The sequence below is a fragment of the Cobetia sp. LC6 genome, from assembly GCF_030264805.1.
Classification (GTDB): Bacteria; Pseudomonadota; Gammaproteobacteria; order Pseudomonadales; family Halomonadaceae; genus Cobetia.
The window spans coordinates 129,585-149,046 of record NZ_JASSPL010000002.1 but is presented as its reverse complement, the minus strand read 5'-3'; the positions used below and the strand labels follow the sequence as shown (position 1 = coordinate 149,046).

Here is a 19,462-nt window from a genome sequence, read left to right as displayed (position 1 = left end):
GGCGCTGACATCGCTACACGAAGACGCCCCCGGACCTTGCGGTCGCGGGGGCGTCTTCGTGTGTTGCCTTGGCTCGCGGTTGCCTGGATCAGCTGTGATCCGGGTCAGAAGGCCCTTTTTTAGTAGACCCGCTCTCGGGAGGCCCGCTCTCTGGAGGTTCTGGCTGATCGTCCGATGGCGTCTCTGCATCAGCTTCAGATTCGGGCTCTGGTCCAGATCCAGGTTCTGTGTCTGGCTCAGGCTCCGGTTCCGGCTCGCGCGGGTCGCGGGTGTCCTCGTCAAGCCAGGTGCCGCAGAACTTGCAGTACTTGGCGTTGCGATCATGGCCTTCACGACCACAGCCCGGGCAGGCTTCGTCGCTGGTCTGCTGCATGCGCAGGCCATTGAGGACCTCGGCCGAGAACACCCCGGTGGGCACGGCGAGAATCGAGTAGCCGAGAATCATCATCAGCGCCGAGATGAACTGCCCCAGCGGCGTGATGGGCGCGATGTCGCCATAGCCCACCGTCGTCAGCGTCACCACGCCCCAGTAGAGCGCCTTGGGAATGGAGGTGAAGCCGGCCTCGGGTGGCTCGATCAGATAGATCAGAGCGCCGAATACCGTGACGATGCTGAGCACGGTGATGAAGAACAACATGATCTTGCGCCGGCTGCGCGTCATGGCTTCGACCAGCATGCGGCCCTCGCCGACGAAGGCCATCAGACGCAGCACGCGGAACAGGCGCAGCACACGTAGCACGCGGACCACCAGCAAGGCCTGGGCACCCGGAATCAGCAGCGACAGCCAGGTGGGCGCGATCGACAGCAGATCGAGCACGCCGTAGAAGCCCTTGGCCCAGGTGCCGGGATGCTTCAGGCAGTAGAGGCGGACGGCGTATTCCAGCGTGAAGATGATCGTGAAGCCCCACTCCATGATGCGGAACAGCTCGCCGTATTGCGCATTCAGCGAGGGGACGCTGTCGAGCATCACCACGGCGACACTGGCGAAGATCATCAGGATCAGACCGATATCGAAGGCCTTGGCCGCCTTGGTGTCGGATTCGAAGATCCAGTGAAACAGCCGCGCGCGCAGACGGCCCGTGGCGGGCTCGTAGTCGCTGGGGTGCGAGGGCGACGCTGGGGGGATTTGCGGAGTGCTGCCATATTCATTGGCAGGGCCCTGGCGTTCAGGCATGCAGGCTTCCTTGACGGGCGTGATGACGCCGGTTGAATGTCAGGGCGTATCGGGGATGTCTCAGTGTGTGACCTTCAGTGACTGCCCGGCCGTTGTCCATCAGCCAGTGGTCTAGCGCCTGACGGCTGGGCAGTCGAAGTCGTGCTGAAATTCAGTCGCGCAGCGTCGCGAGCAGTGACAGGCTGTGCTGGCCGAAGTCGCGAGTCGCCCAGTCCTGTGAGGCGTCACCGTCGCTGCTTTCCAGCGCCTCGACCAGTGCCACCGCGTGGATATGGCCGGGATGCTGACTGGCGGCCAGCCGTGATGCGAGCGCCGACAGAGCGGCCAGCGCGTGCGCGTACCACTTGAGGTCGTCTTTCGCCTGTCGGTCGGCGTGGGCATCGAGCGCATCGATGGCGGCGGACAGCAGCGCGCCGGGGTCAGTGGTATCCAGCGTCTTCTCATGCCATTCGCCATCACGCAGCGCCGCGCCGCGCTTGGCCTTGCTGGCATCCGCCGGACGCAGTGCCAGGTGGCTGGCCAGCGAATCCGCCAGCTGCCAGAGCACGGCTTCTCTCACCTCTGGGGCGAGTTCTTCGCCGCCGGTCAGCTCGAGCTCGATTTCCTGGATGGCCACCTCGCGACCACTTGCCTTCACCGCGCCAAGGTCCAGCGCCATCTCGACACCGACGGTGACCTGCTCGTCGCTCAGATTCTCGTCGCTGCATGTCGCCTTGACGTCGAGCTGCCAGGCATGACGCTCGAAATCGGTGCTGAAGCTGGGCGCGAGCGCACTCAGCAGCTGCTCGCGGGCGCCGTCTTCCAGCGCCTGCAAGGGCGGCAGGCCACGCAGGCCGTCGAGGTCGAGGTCGGTCTGGCCCTCGGGCAGCTCCCATTCCCATTCGCCGCGAGAATGCAGTCCGCCATGACTCTCGCCGCTGGTCTTGAGCGTCTGGCGCAGGGCCCCCGTGCTGTCGGCATTCTCACCACTCTGGCGCAGACGCAGCGCCATGCGCGCACGCTCCAGCGCATGCTCGGGGGTGTCGAAATAGGTGTTGGCCAGCCAGCGCCGCCTGGGGTTGACCGTTGCCAGCTCTGCAATGCTCGTCAGTGTCTCCAGAATGGCATCGCGATCAATGACGGGGTGAGACAGTGCCAGTTTGAGTTCGATTTCCTGCGCCATGATGGGCACTCCCTGTACGGATGAAAGAAGACGGATGCTGACGGATGATGGTGACAGCGGCGCCAGGACCGCAGAGCCTCCGGCAAGCATGGTGCATGGTGATCGAGGCTCATGCCTCTCATGCTCGCGCCTGGCCCGCGGCAAGGCAAGCACGGGAGGGGGGAGGCCATGCGGGTATCGGCTGTCGGCATAATCACATTTATATGACAGCATGATGACATTGAGGTGACAGCAATTGCCTGTCGTCACGTCCTTGGTTATATTAAGAATAGTGGATCAAGCCAGTGACCACGGGTCCTGCCGCTACATGACAATCTCTCCTCTGGAATCCTTCGTGTTCCCCCGAACTGCCGCTGTTGTTGCGTAAAGTACAACAGCATGGCGGTATCATGACGTTATGATGAAAGTTATGTGATCGTCACAAAGGCTTTGCTACACTCCGCGCGTCAACCCTTAACGCCGACGGCCACTATGGTAACGACCAACCCTTTCTCTTCGATGTTCGGGCGCTCGCCTTTCAAGGCGCTGCACACCCACATCATCAAGACCGACGAGTGCGCCCAGCACTTGCTGACCTTCTTCGACGCCTGCGAGCAGGGTGATTGGGAGCAGGCAGCCAGCATTCGCAAGACCATCAGCGGGCTGGAGCGTGAAGCGGACGAGTTGAAGACGCAGCTGCGCCTCAACCTGCCCAACTCGCTGTTCCTGCCGGTCTCGCGTTCCGACCTTCTCGAGCTGATCCATGTCCAGGATTCCATCGCGAATGTCACCAAGGACATCGCCGGGATCATGCTGGGTCGTCATATGCAGATACCTTCCGCACTGGTGCCCGCCATGCGTGAGTATCTCAAGACTGCGGTCGAATCGGTCTGCCAGGCGCGCCGTGCGTTGGGTGAACTGGAAGACCTCGTCGAGTCCGGTTTCGGGCGCAACATGAGCGAGCTGGTCGACAAGCTGATCAACGAGCTGCATGAACTCGAGAAGCAGTCCGACGAACAGCAGATCGCCATCCGCCAGACCCTGTTCTCGCTGGAAGCCAGTCTCCCGCCCGTCGATGTGATCTTCCTCTACAAGATCATCGATTGGGTCGGCGATGTGGCTGACCAAGCGGAAAAGGTCGGTACCCGACTGCAGATCCTGATGGCGCGCTGAGCGCCATCAGGACGTCCTGCCATCTGTCCAAGAGTCTTCTATGTCCATCATTGCTCAATACGGCGATGTGCTCGTCATTCTTGCCTGTCTGTTCGGTTTCTTCATGGCATGGGGTGTGGGTGCGAATGATGTCGCCAATGCCATGGGAACCTCGGTAGGTTCCAAGGCGATCACCATCAAGCAGGCGATCATCATCGCCGTGATCTTTGAATTCCTCGGTGCCTGGCTTGCCGGTGGTGAGGTGACTGACACCATCCGCAAGGGCATCATCGACCCGTCACTGCTGATCGAGAATCCTCAGTTCCTGGTCTACGGCATGCTGGCCTCGCTGCTGGCCGCCGGTATCTGGCTGCTGATCGCTTCCATGAAGGGCTGGCCGGTCTCGACCACCCACTCCATCGTCGGCGCCATCGTCGGCTTCTCCGCTGCGGGTCTGGGCGTGGATGCCGTCGAGTGGGCCAAGGTCGGTCAGATCGCGGCCTCCTGGCTGGTCTCGCCGCTGCTGGCGGGCTCCATCGCCTTCGTGCTGTTCAAGTCCGTGCAGACGCTGATCTTCGACAATGAAGACCCGTTCGCGGCCGCCAAGCGCTACGTGCCGATGTACATGTTCCTGGTCGGCTTCATCATCTCGATGGTGACCATGGTCAAGGGCCTCAAGCATGTCGGCCTGCATCTGAGCTTCGAATCCAGCCTGCTGCTGGCCGTCGTCGTCGGTGCCATCGTGATGGGTATCGGCGTGCTGATGGAGCGCAAGGTCGCGCGTTCACGCCTCAAGGAGAAGAATCGCGCCACCGGTGACGACTTCGACTTCAGTGGTGTCGAGAAGGTCTTCGGCCTGCTGATGATGTTCACTGCCTGTGCGATGGCCTTTGCCCATGGCTCCAACGACGTGGCCAATGCGGTCGGTCCGCTGGCGGCCATCATCAGCGTCGTCGACTCTGCCGGTCAGATCGGCGCCAAGGCGAGCATGCCGTGGTGGGTCCTCGTGCTGGGTGGCGGCGGTATCGTCGTCGGCCTGGTCACCTATGGTCGTCGCGTCATCGCCACCGTCGGCACCGGCATCACCGAGCTGACGCCGTCCCGCGGCTTCGCGGCCACGCTGGCCGCCGCCTCGACCGTCGTGCTGGCCTCCGGCACCGGCCTGCCGATCTCCACCACCCACACTCTCGTGGGTGCGGTGCTGGGGGTAGGTCTGGCACGCGGCATGGCAGCGCTCAACCTGCGCGTGATCGGCACCATCGTGATGTCCTGGCTGATCACTCTGCCGGCCGGCGCGATCCTGTCGATCCTGTTCTTCTTCATGTTCAAGGGCATGTTCGGCTAAGCCGGCGCATGGTTCTGAGCCTGAGTCTTGGCTCGAGCTGACGCTCTGCATGAGATGAACGGCAAAACGAGAAAGGCGACCTTCGGGTCGTCTTTCTCGTATCTGACACATGGATGTCAGGGGGCACCGCTCGCCGTGCAGGCTGCGGCGCTGATATGATGATTCATGGGCATGCCTGACATGCCATTTTCCCTCTCTCCTGCCCGGAGCTGGCTCTTGAACACGCGTTTCCCCTTCGCGGACTGGTTTCGCAACTCCTCTCCCTATATCAATGCCCATCGTGGCCGCACCTTCGTCATTCTGATCGAGGGCGATGCCCTGTCCTCGTCACGACGAACGCAGTTGATACAGGATCTGGCGTTGCTGCATACCCTCGGCGTGAAGCTGGTGGTGGTGTTCGGGGTGCGCCCGCAGGTGGCCGAGGCGTTGCAGGCTGCCGGTATCGAGGCTGACCGCCATCAGGGCCGCTGGGTGGTGACGCGCGAGATTCTCGGCCATCTGGAGCAGCAGGTCGCCACGCTGCGTCTGCGTCTTGAGGCCAGTCTGTCCCAGGGGCTGCCCAATACGCCGCTGCATGGCGTGGAGCTGTCCGCCGTCTCCGGCAATCTGGTGATGGCCAAGCCGCTGGGCGTGCGTCATGGCATCGACTTCCAGCATGGTGGCGAGGTGCGCCGCGTGCGCAGCGAGGCGATCCAGGGGCTGCTCTCGCAGCAGGCCATCGTCGTACTGCCGCCGCTGGGCTATTCCAGCACAGGTGAGGTGTTCGATCTGGACGCCGCTGAGGTCGCCGAACACGCCGCCGTGGCGCTGGCCGCTGACAAGCTGATCCTGCTTGGCGAAGGGGAGGGCCTGTTCGGCGAAGACGGTGAGCTGCTGCGTCAGCTCAATCCTGAAGAAGCCGCGCTGATGGCGCCGCCTCGCGATGACGACAGCGAGCTGTCGCGCCACCTGGCCGCGGCCTGCGGCGCCGCACGGCGCGGCGTCGGTCGTACCCACCTGTTGAGTTGGCGCGACCGTGACGCCCTGCTGGGCGAGCTGTTCACCCGTGACGGTATCGGCACCATGATCACGCGTCAGGGCTACGAGCAGCTGCGCAAGGCGCGGCTCGAGGATGTCGGTGGCCTGCTGGCGCTGCTGGGGCCGCTGGAGCAGCGTGGCATCCTGGTGGCCCGCTCGCGGGAGCGTCTCGAACACGAGATCGACGACTATGTGGTGCTGGAGCGCGATGGCATGATCATCGGGTGTGCGGCGCTGCATCTCAGCCGTGACGCCGCCATGGGCGAGCTGGCCTGCGTGGCAGTGCATGATGACTATCGCCGCGGACAGCGCGGCGAGCAGCTGCTGGCCGAGATCGAGCAGCGCGCGCGTCGCGCCGGGGTCGAGCGTCTGTATGCGCTGACGACCCACACCGTTCACTGGTTCATCGAGCACGGTTTCGTGTCGGCCGGCCTGCAAGACCTGCCGGCCATGCGTCGCGAGGCCTACAACTCGGCGCGCAACTCCAAGGTATTGCTCAAGTCGCTCTAGTCACACCTCACTTGCCTGCCAGTATGAATCGCCCAGAGAACACCCGCTGATGACCCCCTTGATGAGGGCAGATCAGCGGGTGTTCTTGCGTAGGTGTCGCAGTTTCCCCCCACCCCTTGCGGGATTGTCTTGCAAAAGAGACGTTTCAAGTAATTGATAATAAAAGGAAAAATGTAGCGCCCCATATATGTGTTGGCAAATCGCGACGAATCGGCCAGTAAAACACGACTCTGTGTGCCACCCCGAGCAACATTGGCATGCCTGTCGTCGTGATGGTAATTTCAAGTTATTGTTTTGTAATGTGTTTTCGGTTTTATGGCACGCCTTTGGCAATAGGTATCGTGAGCAAGAGATATGAGGTGCATCACCGGCCCTTTCTCTGGCCTTCCAGCGATGACGGTACTCACTGCCCTGTGCGCTCCGTGATCGCTGACAGGCCAAGCGTCTGCTCCACGCGATGTGTGACTTCAGGTTGCGATGAGACAGGTACGGCCCCTGGTGGGCATGGACAGTATCTTGAGGGCAAGGACGCCCGGGCAAGGATGCCCGAAACCGATGCGGTAGCCGGAGAGATTGGCTGCCGTCATCCCCGAATTGACGATCGAGGCGGGCAAGTCGGCAAGCCATCCGACTCGATCATCCACATTGCGATGTGTTGCCCCCTGCTTCACATCCGATAGGGAGCGCGGACGCTGTCCGGCGTGAACGTCAACTGACCTGGAACGACCACCAGGTGACGTTCTTTTCTCCCGGGCCTGACAGGCAGACCACCTGTCAGGCCCGCCAATCACGAGTTGCCCCTGGTCTCCAGGTACCAGAGGCATCACGTGATGACTGACCCTTCAGTTCCCTGCGTACTTGGGGCCGGCTATGCCGGCCCTCTTTTTTTGTGCGTCTAGCGCTGAATGGCCAACGATTTCATGCGAAGCGTTGCCAATGGGGCGGTTTGTCTCGTGGCAGCGTGATGATTTGAATAAGAGTCATATTTATTAACGAACTGGCAACCGCGATGGACGCCGGTGAACTCTGGTATTCTAGGAAGACGTGATTCGATGATGACCACCCCTTTCTTGCATAGAGTTCTTTCCATGGCCTCCACAGTGTCACGACGCTGGCGTCCCCGCTCGCTGCCGCAGCTGGTTCTGATGGCATTTCTGGTGGTGATGCTGCCGATTGCCGTGCTCATGTTTCAAGCAGGGCAGGCGCTGTCGGAGTTGTCGGAACTGGCGGATGTCAGTGCCCGCCAGGCTGTCGATCAGACCCGCCGCGCCCGCACGCTGACCAATCTCGCCGTCGAGATGGAGCGTAGCGCCCGCCAGTACGCCGTGCTGGAAAACCCCGATCTGATGAAGATCTACGCCGACAAGGCCAACAGCTTCCGCACCTTGCTGGATGAGCAGGCGCGCCTGTTGGGTGAGGGGGACCCCCGCGTCAGCGAATTGAAGGCGACGCTGTCACAGCTCGAGCGTATGCCCGAGATGAGCGTCGACCAGGTCAGTCGCCATCTGGAAGACTTCGGGCCCTTCTCGATCCAGGCCAGCGGCCTGCTCAACTCCACGCGTGAACTCGTCGACGCGCGTATCGAAGGCATCCGCGCCCGCGCCTCCCAGGTCAAGAATCAGCTGTGGTGGCAGACCGCCGCGCTGGTCTCCATCAGTCTGCTGTTGATGCTGTTCTTCACCTGGCTGATCATCCGTCCCATCCGGCAGCTGGAGCGCCGCATCAATGGCCTGGGCAGCGGCACCGACAGCGAGCGACCCATCGTCATCAAGGGGCCGGCGGAGCTGGTGCAGCTGGGCGAGCGTCTCAACTGGCTGTCGACGCGTCTGGATGAGCTCGAGGAGCAGAAGCAGCAGTTCCTGCGTCACATGTCGCATGAGCTCAAGACCCCGCTGGCCAGCATCCGTGAAGGCACCGGCCTGCTGATCGACGAGGTCGCCGGGCCGCTGAGTCCGCACCAGACCGAGATTCTTGGCCTGCTGGATGATTCCAGCAAGGAATTGCAGAAGCTGATCGAGCAACTCCTCGACTACAATCTGCTGCAGCACAATCAAGGCCTCGAACAGAGCCGCTTCGATGTGCATGAAGTGTTCAAGGAAGTGCTGGCAAAACATCGTCTGGCACTGGAAAAGAAGGGCATGCGCGTGCATCTTCCGCCTGCCAGCCTCAGTTGGGAGGCGGACAGGCCGCGTACCGGGCGTATTCTTGACAACCTGATCTCCAATGCCATCGCCTATGGCGAAGACAGTGGTGACCTGTGGTTGAGAGCCCGCAAGGAGCGTCGCAAGCTGATCATCGAAGTCGCCAACAGCGGCGAGCCCATCGCTGCCCAGGACCGTGACCACCTGTTCAAGCCCTTCTATCAGGGTGAGGTCAAGCGCAAGGGGCCGCTCAAGGGCTCCGGCATCGGTCTCTCGGTCGCCGCTGACAGCGCCCGCGCTCAATTTGGTCAATTGGCGCTGGTGGAGGACCCCAGGGCGGATGTCTGCTTCCGGCTGACATTGCCGACACCGAGTCGCTCGCTGACGTCAGGGGAAGGCAGTGAGCATGAGCCGCAGACAGACAGGGATGCCGCCGGGGCGGATCAGCAGTCCACACCACATGAAATGGCGTCATTGAACGCCATCAAGCACTCAAGGAACTGAAGTGATGAAGGGTCAACGACTACTGATGCGCCTGGCCGCAGGCGTATTGCTCAGTACGCTTAGCGCCTGTGGCGCCCTGACCAATATCACCATGCCGGGCAGCGAGCCGGAAGTGGTCAGCCCGAGTGTGCGGGAGAGCTGCTACGGCGTCGGCGACCTGCCGGACTTCACCGGCGAGGACTGCCTGCTGGATGAATGGGTCGCCTTCGCGCTGCAGGCCCAGCGTGGCAACAGCGGCTGGCGTGAAAGCACCCTGTTGCAGCTGGAAGGCAACCGCCATGACCGTCGCCTCGCGCGTGCCATCGTGCTCAGCTGGGGCGATGAATCGGACTGGGAGCTGGCCTCCGACCTCTACAAGGCGGACCTGCCTACTGCCCCGAGCCGCCTGCAGCCGCTGCTTCGCCAGTGGCTCAATGGCCTCGAGGAGCGTCGCGGTCTGATCGCCGAGCGTGACAAGAATGACGGTGCCCGTCGCAAGCTCAGCGCCGAGAATGCCCAGCTGACCAAGAAGCTGGAAGCCTTGACGGCCATCGAAGAATCGATCAATTCGCGCCGCCAGAGCACGCCCTGAACCCTCAGCGGCAGACTCTGGCCACGACCCTGTCACTCAATCCTCGCGATTGCTTGACGCAAGACTGTGCGGCCCCGACGTCGATGTCCCAGGCCCTCGGGTGTCGCAAGGAGAGTTAGTGTGAAATACGCACAAGCGCATATTCTGCTCGTCGATGATGATGCGAGCCTGCTCAAGCTGCTCGGCATGCGTCTCGAAAGCCGTGGCTTCAAGGTCACGACGGCCAGCAGTGGCCGCGAGGCGCTCAGTCGTCTCGAAGCCGCACGTCCAGACCTGGTCCTGTCCGACCTGCGCATGGATGAAATGGATGGCATGGCCCTGTTCGGTGAGCTGCAGAAGCGTCAGCCGGGCATGCCTGTCATCCTGCTGACCGCACACGGCTCCATCCCTGATGCCGTCAGTGCCACCCGCCAGGGCGTGTTCAGCTTCCTGACCAAGCCGGTCGACAAGGACGAGCTGTTCGCTGCCATCGATGAGGCGCTGGCCCAGGCGCCGCCCGTAAAGGAAGGTGACGATGCCTGGCGCGCTGGCATCATCACTCGCTCCCCGCAGATGGAGCAGATTCTCGAGCAGGCGCGCATGGTCGCGGCCTCCGATGTCAGCGTGCTGGTCACCGGCCCGTCTGGCTCGGGCAAGGAGCTGATGGCCAAGGCCATCCACAACGCCAGCCCACGCGCCTCGCGCCCCTTCGTCGCCATCAACTGTGGCGCGCTGCCGGAGCAGCTGCTGGAAAGCGAGCTGTTCGGTCACGCCAAGGGCTCGTTCACCGGCGCGGTCAGTGCCCACCAGGGCCTGTTCCAGGCGGCAGACGGCGGCACCCTGTTCCTCGATGAGATCGGCGACATGCCGCTGGCGCTGCAGGTCAAGCTGCTGCGTGCATTGCAGGAACGCCAGATCCGCCCGCTGGGCTCCACCACCTCGGTGCCCATCGACGTGCGCATCATCTCCGCCACGCACCGCAATCTCGACAAGGCGATGCATGACGGCGACTTCCGCGAAGACCTCTACTACCGTCTCAACGTGGTGAATCTGAAGCTGCCCGCCCTGCGCGAGCGTGCCGAGGATGTGCCGCTGCTGGCCAAGTATCTGATCAGTCAGGCCGCCGCGCGCCACAAGCCGTTCGTGAAGGGCTTCTCGCCGGAAGCGCTCAACCTGCTGGCCTCCAGTGCCTGGCCGGGCAACGTGCGTCAGCTGGTCAACGTGGTCGAGCAGTGCGTCGCCCTGACCAGCTCCTCGATGATTCCGGAGGCGTTGGTCTCCCAGGCGCTGGCCGCGGAAGAGAACGCCCTGCCGTCCTTCTCCGAGGCGCGTGCCGGCTTCGAGCGCAGCTACCTGATCAAGGTGCTGAAGATCACCGAAGGCAACGTGACCCAGGCGGCGCGTATCGCTGGGCGTAACCGTACCGACTTCTACAAGCTGCTGGGGCGTCACGATCTGGAGCCGGGCGTGTTCAAGCCGGGCGCCGAGCAGGGGCCACCTGATTTTTGATCCAACGCGTCCGAGGCCACGCGAAAGGCATGAGGTCAAAAGCGGCCCGGAGCTGCGCGAAAGGCATGAGGTCAAAAGCGATCCAACGCGCCCGGTACCACGCGAAGGGCGAAAGGCGAAAGGTCAAAAGCGATCCAGCGCACCACTTATTGCAAGCTCACGCGCGTAAAGCGTGAGACCACAAGCGGCTTGGTGTGGCGGACGTGAAGCGCTCATGAAAAAGCCCCGTTACCTGTTCAGGCAGCGGGGCTTTTTGCGTCTTGTTCTCGTCAGTCCGAGGCAAGACAGGGCTCAGGGGCGAGGCTTGTAACGGCGTTTGACCTCGACGGCGAGGCGGCCTTCGCCGAGGCGGATCGAGAGCATCTCGCCGGGCTGGGTCTGGTGGGCGGTGCGAATCACTTTATTGTCGCCGGGCGACTGCGTCTGGCTGCTGCCGACGCGCTCGACGATGGCATAGCCACGGTTGAGCACATTGAGCGGACTGACCGCATTCAGTGCACGCATCGCGCCTTCCAGGCGCTCACGATCAGCGGCCAGTCGACGTGGCAGGGCGTTGTTGAGGCGCGGGGCCAGCATCGCCAGTTGCTGACGATGGCGCTGAATGTCGCGCGCAGGGCTGGCCTGTTGCAGGCGGCGGGTCAGCTGGTCGGCCTTCTGCTGCTCACTGGTCATGCGCATGCGCACTGCGGTGTGCAGGCGGCGTTCCAGCTCGCGGGCACGCTGGCGCTGGGTTTCCAGCTCACGGGCCGGATGACGCAGGCGCGAGCGGGCATGATCCAGACGCTGCGCCGCCTGATCGAGACGGGCCCGCTGCGCGCGCCACAGGCGCTGCTTGAGGGCGCTCAGCTGTTGCACCTGGGCGAGTTGGTCCGGGTACAGTGCTTCGGCTGCGGCGGAGGGCGTCGGTGCACGCAGGTCGGCGGCCAGCTCTGCCAGGGTGGTGTCAGTCTCGTGGCCGATGGCAGCCACCACCGGCAGGCGCGAGTGGAAGATGGCACGCGCCAGATGTTGGTCATTGAAGGCCCACAGGTCTTCCAGGCTGCCGCCGCCACGTGTGATCAGCAGTGCATCACAGTCGCTGTCGCGGTTGGCCATCGCCACCGCGCGAATCAGCTGCGGCACCGCCTGCGGCCCCTGCACGGCGACCGGCAACACGCTCAGATGCGCCTGCGGCCAGCGCTTGCGCGTCACCGCGATCACATCCTGCAGCGCCGCACCGGTGGCGGAGGTGATAACCCCCAGATGGCGCGGCGGATGGGGCAGGGCGCGCTGATTGGCGAACACGCCCTCGGCCGCCAGTTGCTCCCTCAGGCGTGCCAGTCGCGCCAGCCACTCCCCCAGCCCCGCCTGCTGTAATGCCTCGACGATCAACTGATAGTCGCCGCGTGCCTCGAACAGCGACACCTTGGCACGCACCCGCACCCGGTCGCCGTCCCTGGGCTTCTCGCGCAGGAACTGGGCACGGCTCTTGAACAGCGCGCAGCGCACCTGGGCGTTGTCATCCTTGAGCGTGAAGTAGCAGTGGCCGGAGCGCGGCTGCGAAAAGCCCGAGATATCCCCCTCGATCCAGAGCTCCCCCAGGCCTCGCTCCAGCAGGCCCTTGGCCTCGCGGTTGAGCTGGGTCACGCTGATGGCATTGGCGGCAGACGAGGTTTCGAACACGCGACATTCCTTGTGCTGGAGCTGACGGGGAGCTTGAGTGAGGGCGAGCACTGAAGCTTGTGAAGCACTGAAGCTTGTGAAGCACTGAAGCTTGTGAAGCACTGAAGCTTGTGAAGAGCACAGGACAATGATGCCACAGGCGAGAAGCGAGAGACGATCCAAGGCGACCCAGCGGGATGCGCTGACCAGTGCCCAGCGAGGTGCGGCTCTGGCAAGGTGACTTGCCGCCCGCCAGTCCGCAGGCCGCGCCACTCGTGGCTTTAGTTGACCAGATGGTTAGTGTCGCCGGGACGTGAAGTTGCGAGTTTGATAGCCTGCGACGTTTGTCTCGGGCGGGGCGAATGGGTTATCATGGGTGATTACCTCGCAGCAACCGCTAGAACCGTAGTCATGGCGCCTGTCCATCGGGCCCTGCACTGCGGCTTTCGCGCATCCCTCATAAACTGCTACTGGGCGTTCGACATGCTACGTATAGCGCAAGAAGCTCTGACGTTTGATGACGTTCTTCTCGTCCCCGGCTACTCCGAGGTCCTCCCCAAGGACGTCAGCCTGAGATCACGTCTCACACGCGACATCAGCGTCAATATCCCGCTCATCTCCTCTGCGATGGATACCGTCACCGAAGCTCGCCTGGCCATCGCCATGGCGCAGGAAGGTGGTGTCGGCATCATCCACAAGAGCATGAGCATCGCCCAGCAGGCCGCGGAAGTCCGCAAGGTCAAGAAGCACGAAAGCGTCATCGTGCGTGACCCGGTCACTGTCAGCCCGAAGGCCAAGATCCAGGATCTGCTGGCAATGTCCGAGGAGCATGGCTACTCCGGCTTCCCGGTGGTCGAGGGTGAATACCTGGTCGGCATCGTGACCGGTCGCGACATGCGCTTCCAGCCTGACTTCAGCGATACCGTCGCCGGCATCATGACCGGCCGCGACAAGCTGGTCACCGTGCTGGAAGGCACGCCGCTGGATCAGATCAAGGCAAAGCTGCAGGAAAGCCGCATCGAGAAGATGCCGATCGTCGATGACGAATTCCGCCTGCGCGGCCTCGTCACCGTTCGCGACATCGAGAAGGTCAAGACCTACCCGAACGCCGCGAAGGACAGCAACGGCAGCCTGCTGGTGGGTGCCGCTGTCGGCACCGGCCCGGAAACTCCGGATCGCGTCGCTGCGCTGGCCGAAGCCGGCGTTGACGTCATCGTCGTCGACACCGCGCACGGTCACTCCAAGGGCGTGATCGACCGCGTCGCCTGGGTCAAGGAGCACCACCCGAAGATTCAGGTCATCGGTGGCAACATCGCGACCGCCGAAGCCGCCATCGCCCTGGCGGAAGCTGGCGCCGACGGCGTCAAGGTCGGCATCGGCCCGGGTTCCATCTGCACCACACGTATCGTCGCCGGTGTCGGCGTGCCGCAGATCAGTGCCGTCGCCAACGTCGCGGCCGCCATGGCCAAGTACGACGTGCCGGTCATCGCCGATGGCGGTATCCGCTTCTCCGGTGACATCGCCAAGGCCATCGCCGCAGGCGCCAGCATCGTCATGATCGGCGGTCTGCTCGCCGGTACCGAGGAAGCGCCGGGCGAAGTCGAGCTGTTCCAGGGCCGTACCTACAAGGCGTATCGCGGCATGGGTTCCATGGGTGCCATGTCCCAGACCCAAGGGTCCAGCGACCGTTACTTCCAGGACAAGAATGCCGGCGTCGAGAAGCTGGTACCGGAAGGCATCGAAGGCCGCGTGCCCTACAAGGGCATGATGAGCGCCATCGTGCACCAGCTGATGGGCGGCCTGCGTGCCTCCATGGGCTACACCGGTAGCCAGACCATCGAAGAGATGCGCACCGTGCCGCAATTCGTGCAGATCACCGGTGCCGGCTTCGCCGAATCCCACGTCCACGACGTGCAGATCACCAAGGAAGCGCCCAACTATCGGCGCGACTGAGACATAGCGAAGCGCGACGCAAAGCGGGAGCCCTACACGGGTTCCCGCTTTGCTTAGGTCGAGAAAACTTCTCCCCCGGCGGTTTCGGGGGCAGGAAGGAGACGACACCGCGCTCCCTCGCAGCTCCGAAGCGGGTCACATGACTCCCCAATGAGAGACTGAAGATGCAAGACATCCATTCCCACAAGATCCTGATCCTCGATTTCGGTTCCCAGTACACACAGCTGATCGCGCGTCGCGTGCGTGAGCTGGGCGTGTTCTCCGAGGTGCGTGCCTTCGACATCACCGAAGAAGAGATCCGCGAGTACAACCCCAACGGCATCATCCTGGCCGGTGGCCCGGAATCCGTCACCGAGCTGGACTCGCCGCGTGCGCCCGAGTGCGTGTTCGAGATGGGGCTGCCGGTGTTCGGCATCTGTTACGGCATGCAGACCATGGCCGAGCAGCTCGGCGGCAAGGTCGAAGGCTCCAACGTGCGCGAATTCGGCTATGCCCAGATTCGTGTCGACGGTGAGTCCGCACTGTTCAAGGACATCAAGGACCACCTGGACGACGAAGGCCGCCCGCTGCTCGACGTCTGGATGAGCCACGGTGACAAGGTCGCGAAGGTCCCGGAGACCTTCACCGTCACTGCCTCCACCCCGAGCTGCCCGATCGCCGCCATGGCGTGGGAAGAGAAGCAGTTCTACGGCGTGCAGTTCCACCCGGAAGTCACCCACACCCTGCAGGGCCAGCGCATCCTCGAGCACTTCGTGATCGAGATCTGCCAGTCCGAGCGTCTGTGGACACCGGCCAAGATCATCGAAGACCTGACCGATCGCGTTCGCGCCCAGGTCGGTGACCGCAAGGTGCTGCTCGGCCTGTCCGGCGGCGTCGACTCCTCCGTGGTCGCGGCGCTGCTGCACAAGGCCATCGGCGACCAGCTGACCTGCGTCTTCGTCGACAACGGCCTGCTGCGCAAGAATGAAGGCGACCAGGTCATGGAAACCTTCTCACGCCACATGGGCGTGAAGGTCATCCGTGTTGACGCCGAAGACCTCTTCCTCGGCAAGCTGGCTGGCGTCAGCGACCCGGAAGCCAAGCGCAAGGCCATCGGCAACACCTTCATCGAAGTGTTCGATGCCGAAGCCGCCAAGCTCAAGGACGTCGACTTCCTCGCCCAGGGCACCATCTACCCGGACGTGATCGAATCCGCAGCCAGCAAGACCGGCAAGTCCCACGTCATCAAGTCCCACCACAATGTCGGCGGCCTGCCGGACGACATGAAGATGGAACTGGTCGAGCCGCTGCGCGAACTGTTCAAGGACGAAGTCCGCAAGGTCGGCCTCGAACTCGGCCTGCCGTATGACATGGTCTACCGTCACCCCTTCCCGGGGCCGGGTCTGGGCGTGCGCATCCTCGGTGAAGTGAAGAAGGAATACGCGGACATCCTGCGTGAAGCCGACGCCATCTTCATCGAAGAGCTGCACAACTTCGACTGGTACCACAAGACCAGCCAGGCGTTCGCCGTCTTCCTGCCGGTCAAGTCCGTCGGCGTCGTCGGCGATGGCCGTCGTTACGAGTGGGTCATCGGTATCCGTGCCGTCGAGACCGTCGACTTCATGACGGCCCGCTGGGCGCACCTGCCGTATGAGCTGCTGGAGAAGGTCTCCAATCGCATCATCAACGAGCTGGAGCACGTCTCGCGCGTCACCTATGACGTCAGCAGCAAGCCGCCGGCCACCATCGAGTGGGAATGATCGCCTGACGATCATCCCTCGATGAGCTGAGGCAGCGTTCTGTCGAGACGGTCTCTTGAACTGATCGAGACGAGAACGCAACAAGCAAAAAGCCCTTCTGGCCATTGGCCGGAAGGGCTTTTTTGTGGGCGCGATTCAGGAAACGCTTACCGGCTTGTTTACTCCAGCTCGGCTCATTCCTGCTCGACTGGCGCCTGTCTGTCATTCTGCAAATTCAGTCGGACACCGTGGGCGGAGTGGAAGAAGCCGAAGCCGGCCAGTGGCCGGGTGTCGCCGTCGGGCGTTTGCCAGTAGACATCGGCGCGGTGATTGCGGACTTCGTGCATCACGGCGTCGTATTTCAGCAGCAGTGAGTCCGGTTCGGCCTTGTCGGTCTTCACGTTCCATTCGGTGATGACCAGCACGTAGTCACCGAGTTGAGGCTGATAGGTGGATTCGAGGCGCGCTCCCACCAGTTGCAGCGTCAGTGGTGTGTGATTCGCTGACAAGGCGAGGTGGTGACTGAGGTAGTCGCCGAGTTGATCCACCAGTGGCTGCGGCAGGGGCTGGCCTGGTGCCTGCTCACCAAGGGCTGCCAGTTCCGGCGCGGCGATCAGCAGATCCTCGCGCGGGAACTGGAGCGTGAGGTGCAGCGTGTGCTGCGGTTGCTGCTCGAATGTCAGCACGCTGCCGGGCAGGGCGTGGGCGTGAGCCGTCTCGATGAGGCCGCCTCCCGCCCCGCTGGCCCCGTGGCCGATAGAGATCACGGCAAGGGCGAGCAGGGCGGTGCGCCAGAAAACGCGCCGGCTCATTCGGTCTGGCCGCCGTAGTCGTCGGTGCGATCCCGCCATACCGAGTGCGGATGGTTGCCGACCTTGTCGGTGGACTTGTTCGACTGCAACGAGAATTCGATCCACAGCGAGGGGCCGTGGAGACGCACGTAGTCATTCTCGGCGCTGACCTGCGGCGTGCCGGAGAAGCCGAGGTAGGTGTCCGAAAGCTCTGCGGTGTACTTCTCCATGTAGGCGGCGGCTTCGGGGGCGGAGATGTCGTCCACGTAGGTCTCGATGGCAGTGAGCAACAGCGCCTGCTGCTCGTCATCCAGCTCGGAGACGGGGATGCCTTCATAGCTTTCGGGGATGGCGTCATCCGCCTGGGGGCCAGCGAGGATGTCACGGTAGGTGCCTTCCAGCGTGGCCTTGGCCTGTTGATCCTCGGAGAGCGAGCTTAACAGGGTGGCGAAGGCATCGCGTTCCTGGGTCAGCGGCTCGTTCACGCGACCGTTCATCTCGAAATAGGGGAAGGGTTCCACGCCACGGAAGGAGGGCGTGGCACCGGCCAGCTTACCGTCAGTGTAGGTGTTGGCGAAGGCCATGTGGTGACCGCCGTAGTACAGCTCCCAGGTGCCGCTCTCGCCCGGTGTGCCGAGGAAGGCGAATTTGGTGTTGTAGGAGGAGTAACCGGCCTTGTAGTCGGTGCTGACGGTGTTGATGTAGTCATCGGCGTTGAGCGTCTGGAGCATCTCGTCGAAGCCTTCATCGGGCGCGTGGCCGGTGGCTTCCAGCATGATGGCCTTTACGAGGCCGCGCTGCTTGATGTTCAGCTCGCCCAGCAGCACGCCGGGGCGTTTCGGGAAGGCGCCGGCTGGCAGGTTGCTCCAGTTCTCGGCCTCTGCGAGGGAGTAGTCATGCTGCAGGTTCTCGAGAAGGTCATCGGAGACATCGGCCTTGAGCAGATCGATCAGGCACAGCATGCGCTCGTAACCGGGCGTATCACCACATTCAGCGGCGCTCTCGGGGATGGGCACGCTCTGCATCTGGGTGCTGGTATCGCCCATGCGCGCGCGCAGCGCCTCGCTCAAGGCCTGGTCTTCCGCTGACATCGGCGGCGGGCCAGCGTGTTCAGGCGGCGGCCCGTCGTGCCCTTGTTGTGCGAGGACGGGGAAGGACAGGAGCGCGGCCAGCGCGGCTCCTCCGGTCACTGCGAGACGTCGGGACATCGATGGGCCTATTTTCCGGGGACGAAGGAAAACCTTAGCCCGCCTGACGTCGAGCAGGAAGCTTTCGTCAGATGATTTCTTTGTGCACATGCCGTGGCCTGTGCGTCGACTGGCGACGACAGCCACGGACGATGCCATGGCTCACGCCAGTGTCAGGTCACCGTCGTATTCGAAGCGTCTTTCCTCGCCGGTGACAGGGTCAATGAACTCGAACCCCTTGGAGAGCAGCTGCAAGGGGCGCGCGTAGTCATCCGGCGAGAGCGGTTGCAGCTCGGGGTAGTAGCGGTCATTCAGGATCGGCCAGCCCAGCGACTGCATGTGCACCCGCAGTTGATGGCGACGCCCGGTGATGGGGTGCAGCTCGAACAGCGCCCGGCTACCGCGTTGCGCAATACAGCGGATCATCGAGTGGCTGTTGGGCTCGCCTTCGGAGACCTGAAAACGGAAGCGTTGCCCGGCCTGTTCAAGGCGGTTCTTCACCTCCCACTGCTGGCCCACCAGGGACTCATCGCTGTGTGTTTCGGCAATGGCCTGATAGGTCTTGTGGATATTCCGCGACTTGAAGAGCGCATGATAGCGGTGACGCGATTCGGGATTCAGCGAGCACAGCACCAGCCCGGCGGTGGCCCTGTCCAGACGATGCACCGCCTGCAGCGCCTCTATTCCGGTACTGTCGCGCAGGCGCTGCTGCAGGCACTCGTTCACGTACAGGCCGCCGGGCGTCACCGGCAGAAAGTGCGGCTTGTAAGCCACCAGAATGTGCTCATCCTGATGGAGAATCCGCTCCGCGAAGGGAATGCTCGGCTCGCTTGCCACCTCGCGGTAATAGAACACGCGCAGATGCGGCTGGTAGGGCGACTCCGGCGTAATCCGCGAGCCATCATCGCGATGCACCTTGCCCTGGGCCATGCGCTCACGCCAGCGAGACTCGGCAATCGCCGGAAACTTGAGCAGCAGATACTCCAGTACCGTCGTCACACCGGGATTGACCTGAGGCAGGCTCAGCTTGGAAGGACGCGCGGAAATGGACATGGAAGGCCTGAGGTTGGGCGGAGTGACTTGAGAGATCCATTGTACAGGGGTGAGGTGGAGAGCGGCGTTGTCAGTT

14 protein-coding genes are annotated in these 19,462 nt (G+C 63.1%); 8 read left to right on the top strand and 6 right to left on the bottom strand.

Annotated features, from left to right (window positions below; genetic code table 11):
• Positions 1-88: 88 nt before the first annotated feature.
• Positions 89-1,174 (bottom strand): ion transporter, encoded by a 1,086-nt coding sequence (locus QQF40_RS03915; RefSeq protein WP_285460513.1) that lies wholly within the window; start codon positions 1,172-1,174, stop codon positions 89-91.
• Between the two features lie 151 nt (positions 1,175-1,325).
• Positions 1,326-2,336 carry a CYTH domain-containing protein gene (locus QQF40_RS03910; protein ID WP_285460512.1) on the bottom strand — a complete coding sequence of 337 codons (1,011 nt, stop codon included), beginning with the start codon at positions 2,334-2,336 and terminating at the stop codon, positions 1,326-1,328.
• 471 nt (positions 2,337-2,807) lie between these two features.
• Here QQF40_RS03910 and QQF40_RS03905 point away from each other — a divergent pair, with 471 nt between their 5' ends.
• The 6 genes from QQF40_RS03905 (at position 2,808) to glrR (ending at position 11,043) form a co-directional block, all read left to right on the top strand.
• On the top strand, positions 2,808-3,488 hold the full coding sequence (locus tag QQF40_RS03905; protein WP_285460511.1) for a TIGR00153 family protein: 681 nt from the start codon (positions 2,808-2,810) through the stop codon (positions 3,486-3,488).
• A gap of 40 nt (positions 3,489-3,528) precedes the next feature.
• Complete coding sequence (locus QQF40_RS03900; protein ID WP_285460510.1) at positions 3,529-4,812, top strand: inorganic phosphate transporter; 1,284 nt, start codon at positions 3,529-3,531, stop codon at positions 4,810-4,812.
• 216 nt (positions 4,813-5,028) lie between these two features.
• Entirely contained in the window at positions 5,029-6,339 is a 1,311-nt protein-coding gene (gene argA / locus QQF40_RS03895; RefSeq protein ID WP_285460509.1) for an amino-acid N-acetyltransferase, read from the top strand.
• A gap of 1,088 nt (positions 6,340-7,427) precedes the next feature.
• Positions 7,428-8,984 carry a sensor histidine kinase gene (locus QQF40_RS03890; protein WP_285460508.1) on the top strand — a complete coding sequence of 519 codons (1,557 nt, stop codon included), beginning with the start codon at positions 7,428-7,430 and terminating at the stop codon, positions 8,982-8,984.
• Between the two features lie 4 nt (positions 8,985-8,988).
• On the top strand, positions 8,989-9,555 hold the full coding sequence (locus QQF40_RS03885) for a hypothetical protein (protein ID WP_285460507.1): 567 nt from the start codon (positions 8,989-8,991) through the stop codon (positions 9,553-9,555).
• A 120-nt stretch (positions 9,556-9,675) separates the two neighbouring features.
• Positions 9,676-11,043, top strand: coding sequence for a two-component system response regulator GlrR (glrR, locus tag QQF40_RS03880; protein ID WP_054555312.1), 1,368 nt, complete (start codon positions 9,676-9,678; stop codon positions 11,041-11,043).
• Between the two features lie 291 nt (positions 11,044-11,334).
• Here the strand turns inward: glrR and xseA are convergent, their stop codons facing one another.
• Entirely contained in the window at positions 11,335-12,705 is a 1,371-nt protein-coding gene (xseA, locus tag QQF40_RS03875) for an exodeoxyribonuclease VII large subunit (RefSeq protein WP_285460506.1), read from the bottom strand.
• A gap of 462 nt (positions 12,706-13,167) precedes the next feature.
• Here xseA and guaB point away from each other — a divergent pair, with 462 nt between their 5' ends.
• Both guaB and guaA read left to right on the top strand, forming a co-directional pair.
• The gene (gene guaB, locus QQF40_RS03870) at positions 13,168-14,637 is read left to right on the top strand and encodes an IMP dehydrogenase (RefSeq protein ID WP_285460505.1); all 1,470 of its coding nucleotides are present in this window, start codon (positions 13,168-13,170) and stop codon (positions 14,635-14,637) included.
• 164 nt (positions 14,638-14,801) lie between these two features.
• On the top strand, positions 14,802-16,376 hold the full coding sequence (gene guaA, locus QQF40_RS03865; protein WP_175089919.1) for a glutamine-hydrolyzing GMP synthase: 1,575 nt from the start codon (positions 14,802-14,804) through the stop codon (positions 16,374-16,376).
• Positions 16,377-16,549: 173 nt separating this feature from the next.
• On the opposite strand, the gene QQF40_RS03860 is transcribed toward guaA, so the two are convergent.
• From QQF40_RS03860 to QQF40_RS03850, 3 genes are all read right to left on the bottom strand, one after another.
• Positions 16,550-17,167 (bottom strand): hypothetical protein, encoded by a 618-nt coding sequence (locus QQF40_RS03860; protein WP_285460504.1) that lies wholly within the window; start codon positions 17,165-17,167, stop codon positions 16,550-16,552.
• Entirely contained in the window at positions 17,164-18,354 is a 1,191-nt protein-coding gene (locus QQF40_RS03855; protein ID WP_285460503.1) for a DUF3500 domain-containing protein, read from the bottom strand. Before QQF40_RS03855 ends, QQF40_RS03860 begins: the two co-directional genes overlap by 4 nt.
• Positions 18,355-18,495: 141 nt before the next feature.
• The gene (locus QQF40_RS03850; RefSeq protein ID WP_285460502.1) at positions 18,496-19,386 is read right to left on the bottom strand and encodes a pseudouridine synthase; all 891 of its coding nucleotides are present in this window, start codon (positions 19,384-19,386) and stop codon (positions 18,496-18,498) included.
• Between the last annotated feature and the right edge of the window lie 76 nt (positions 19,387-19,462).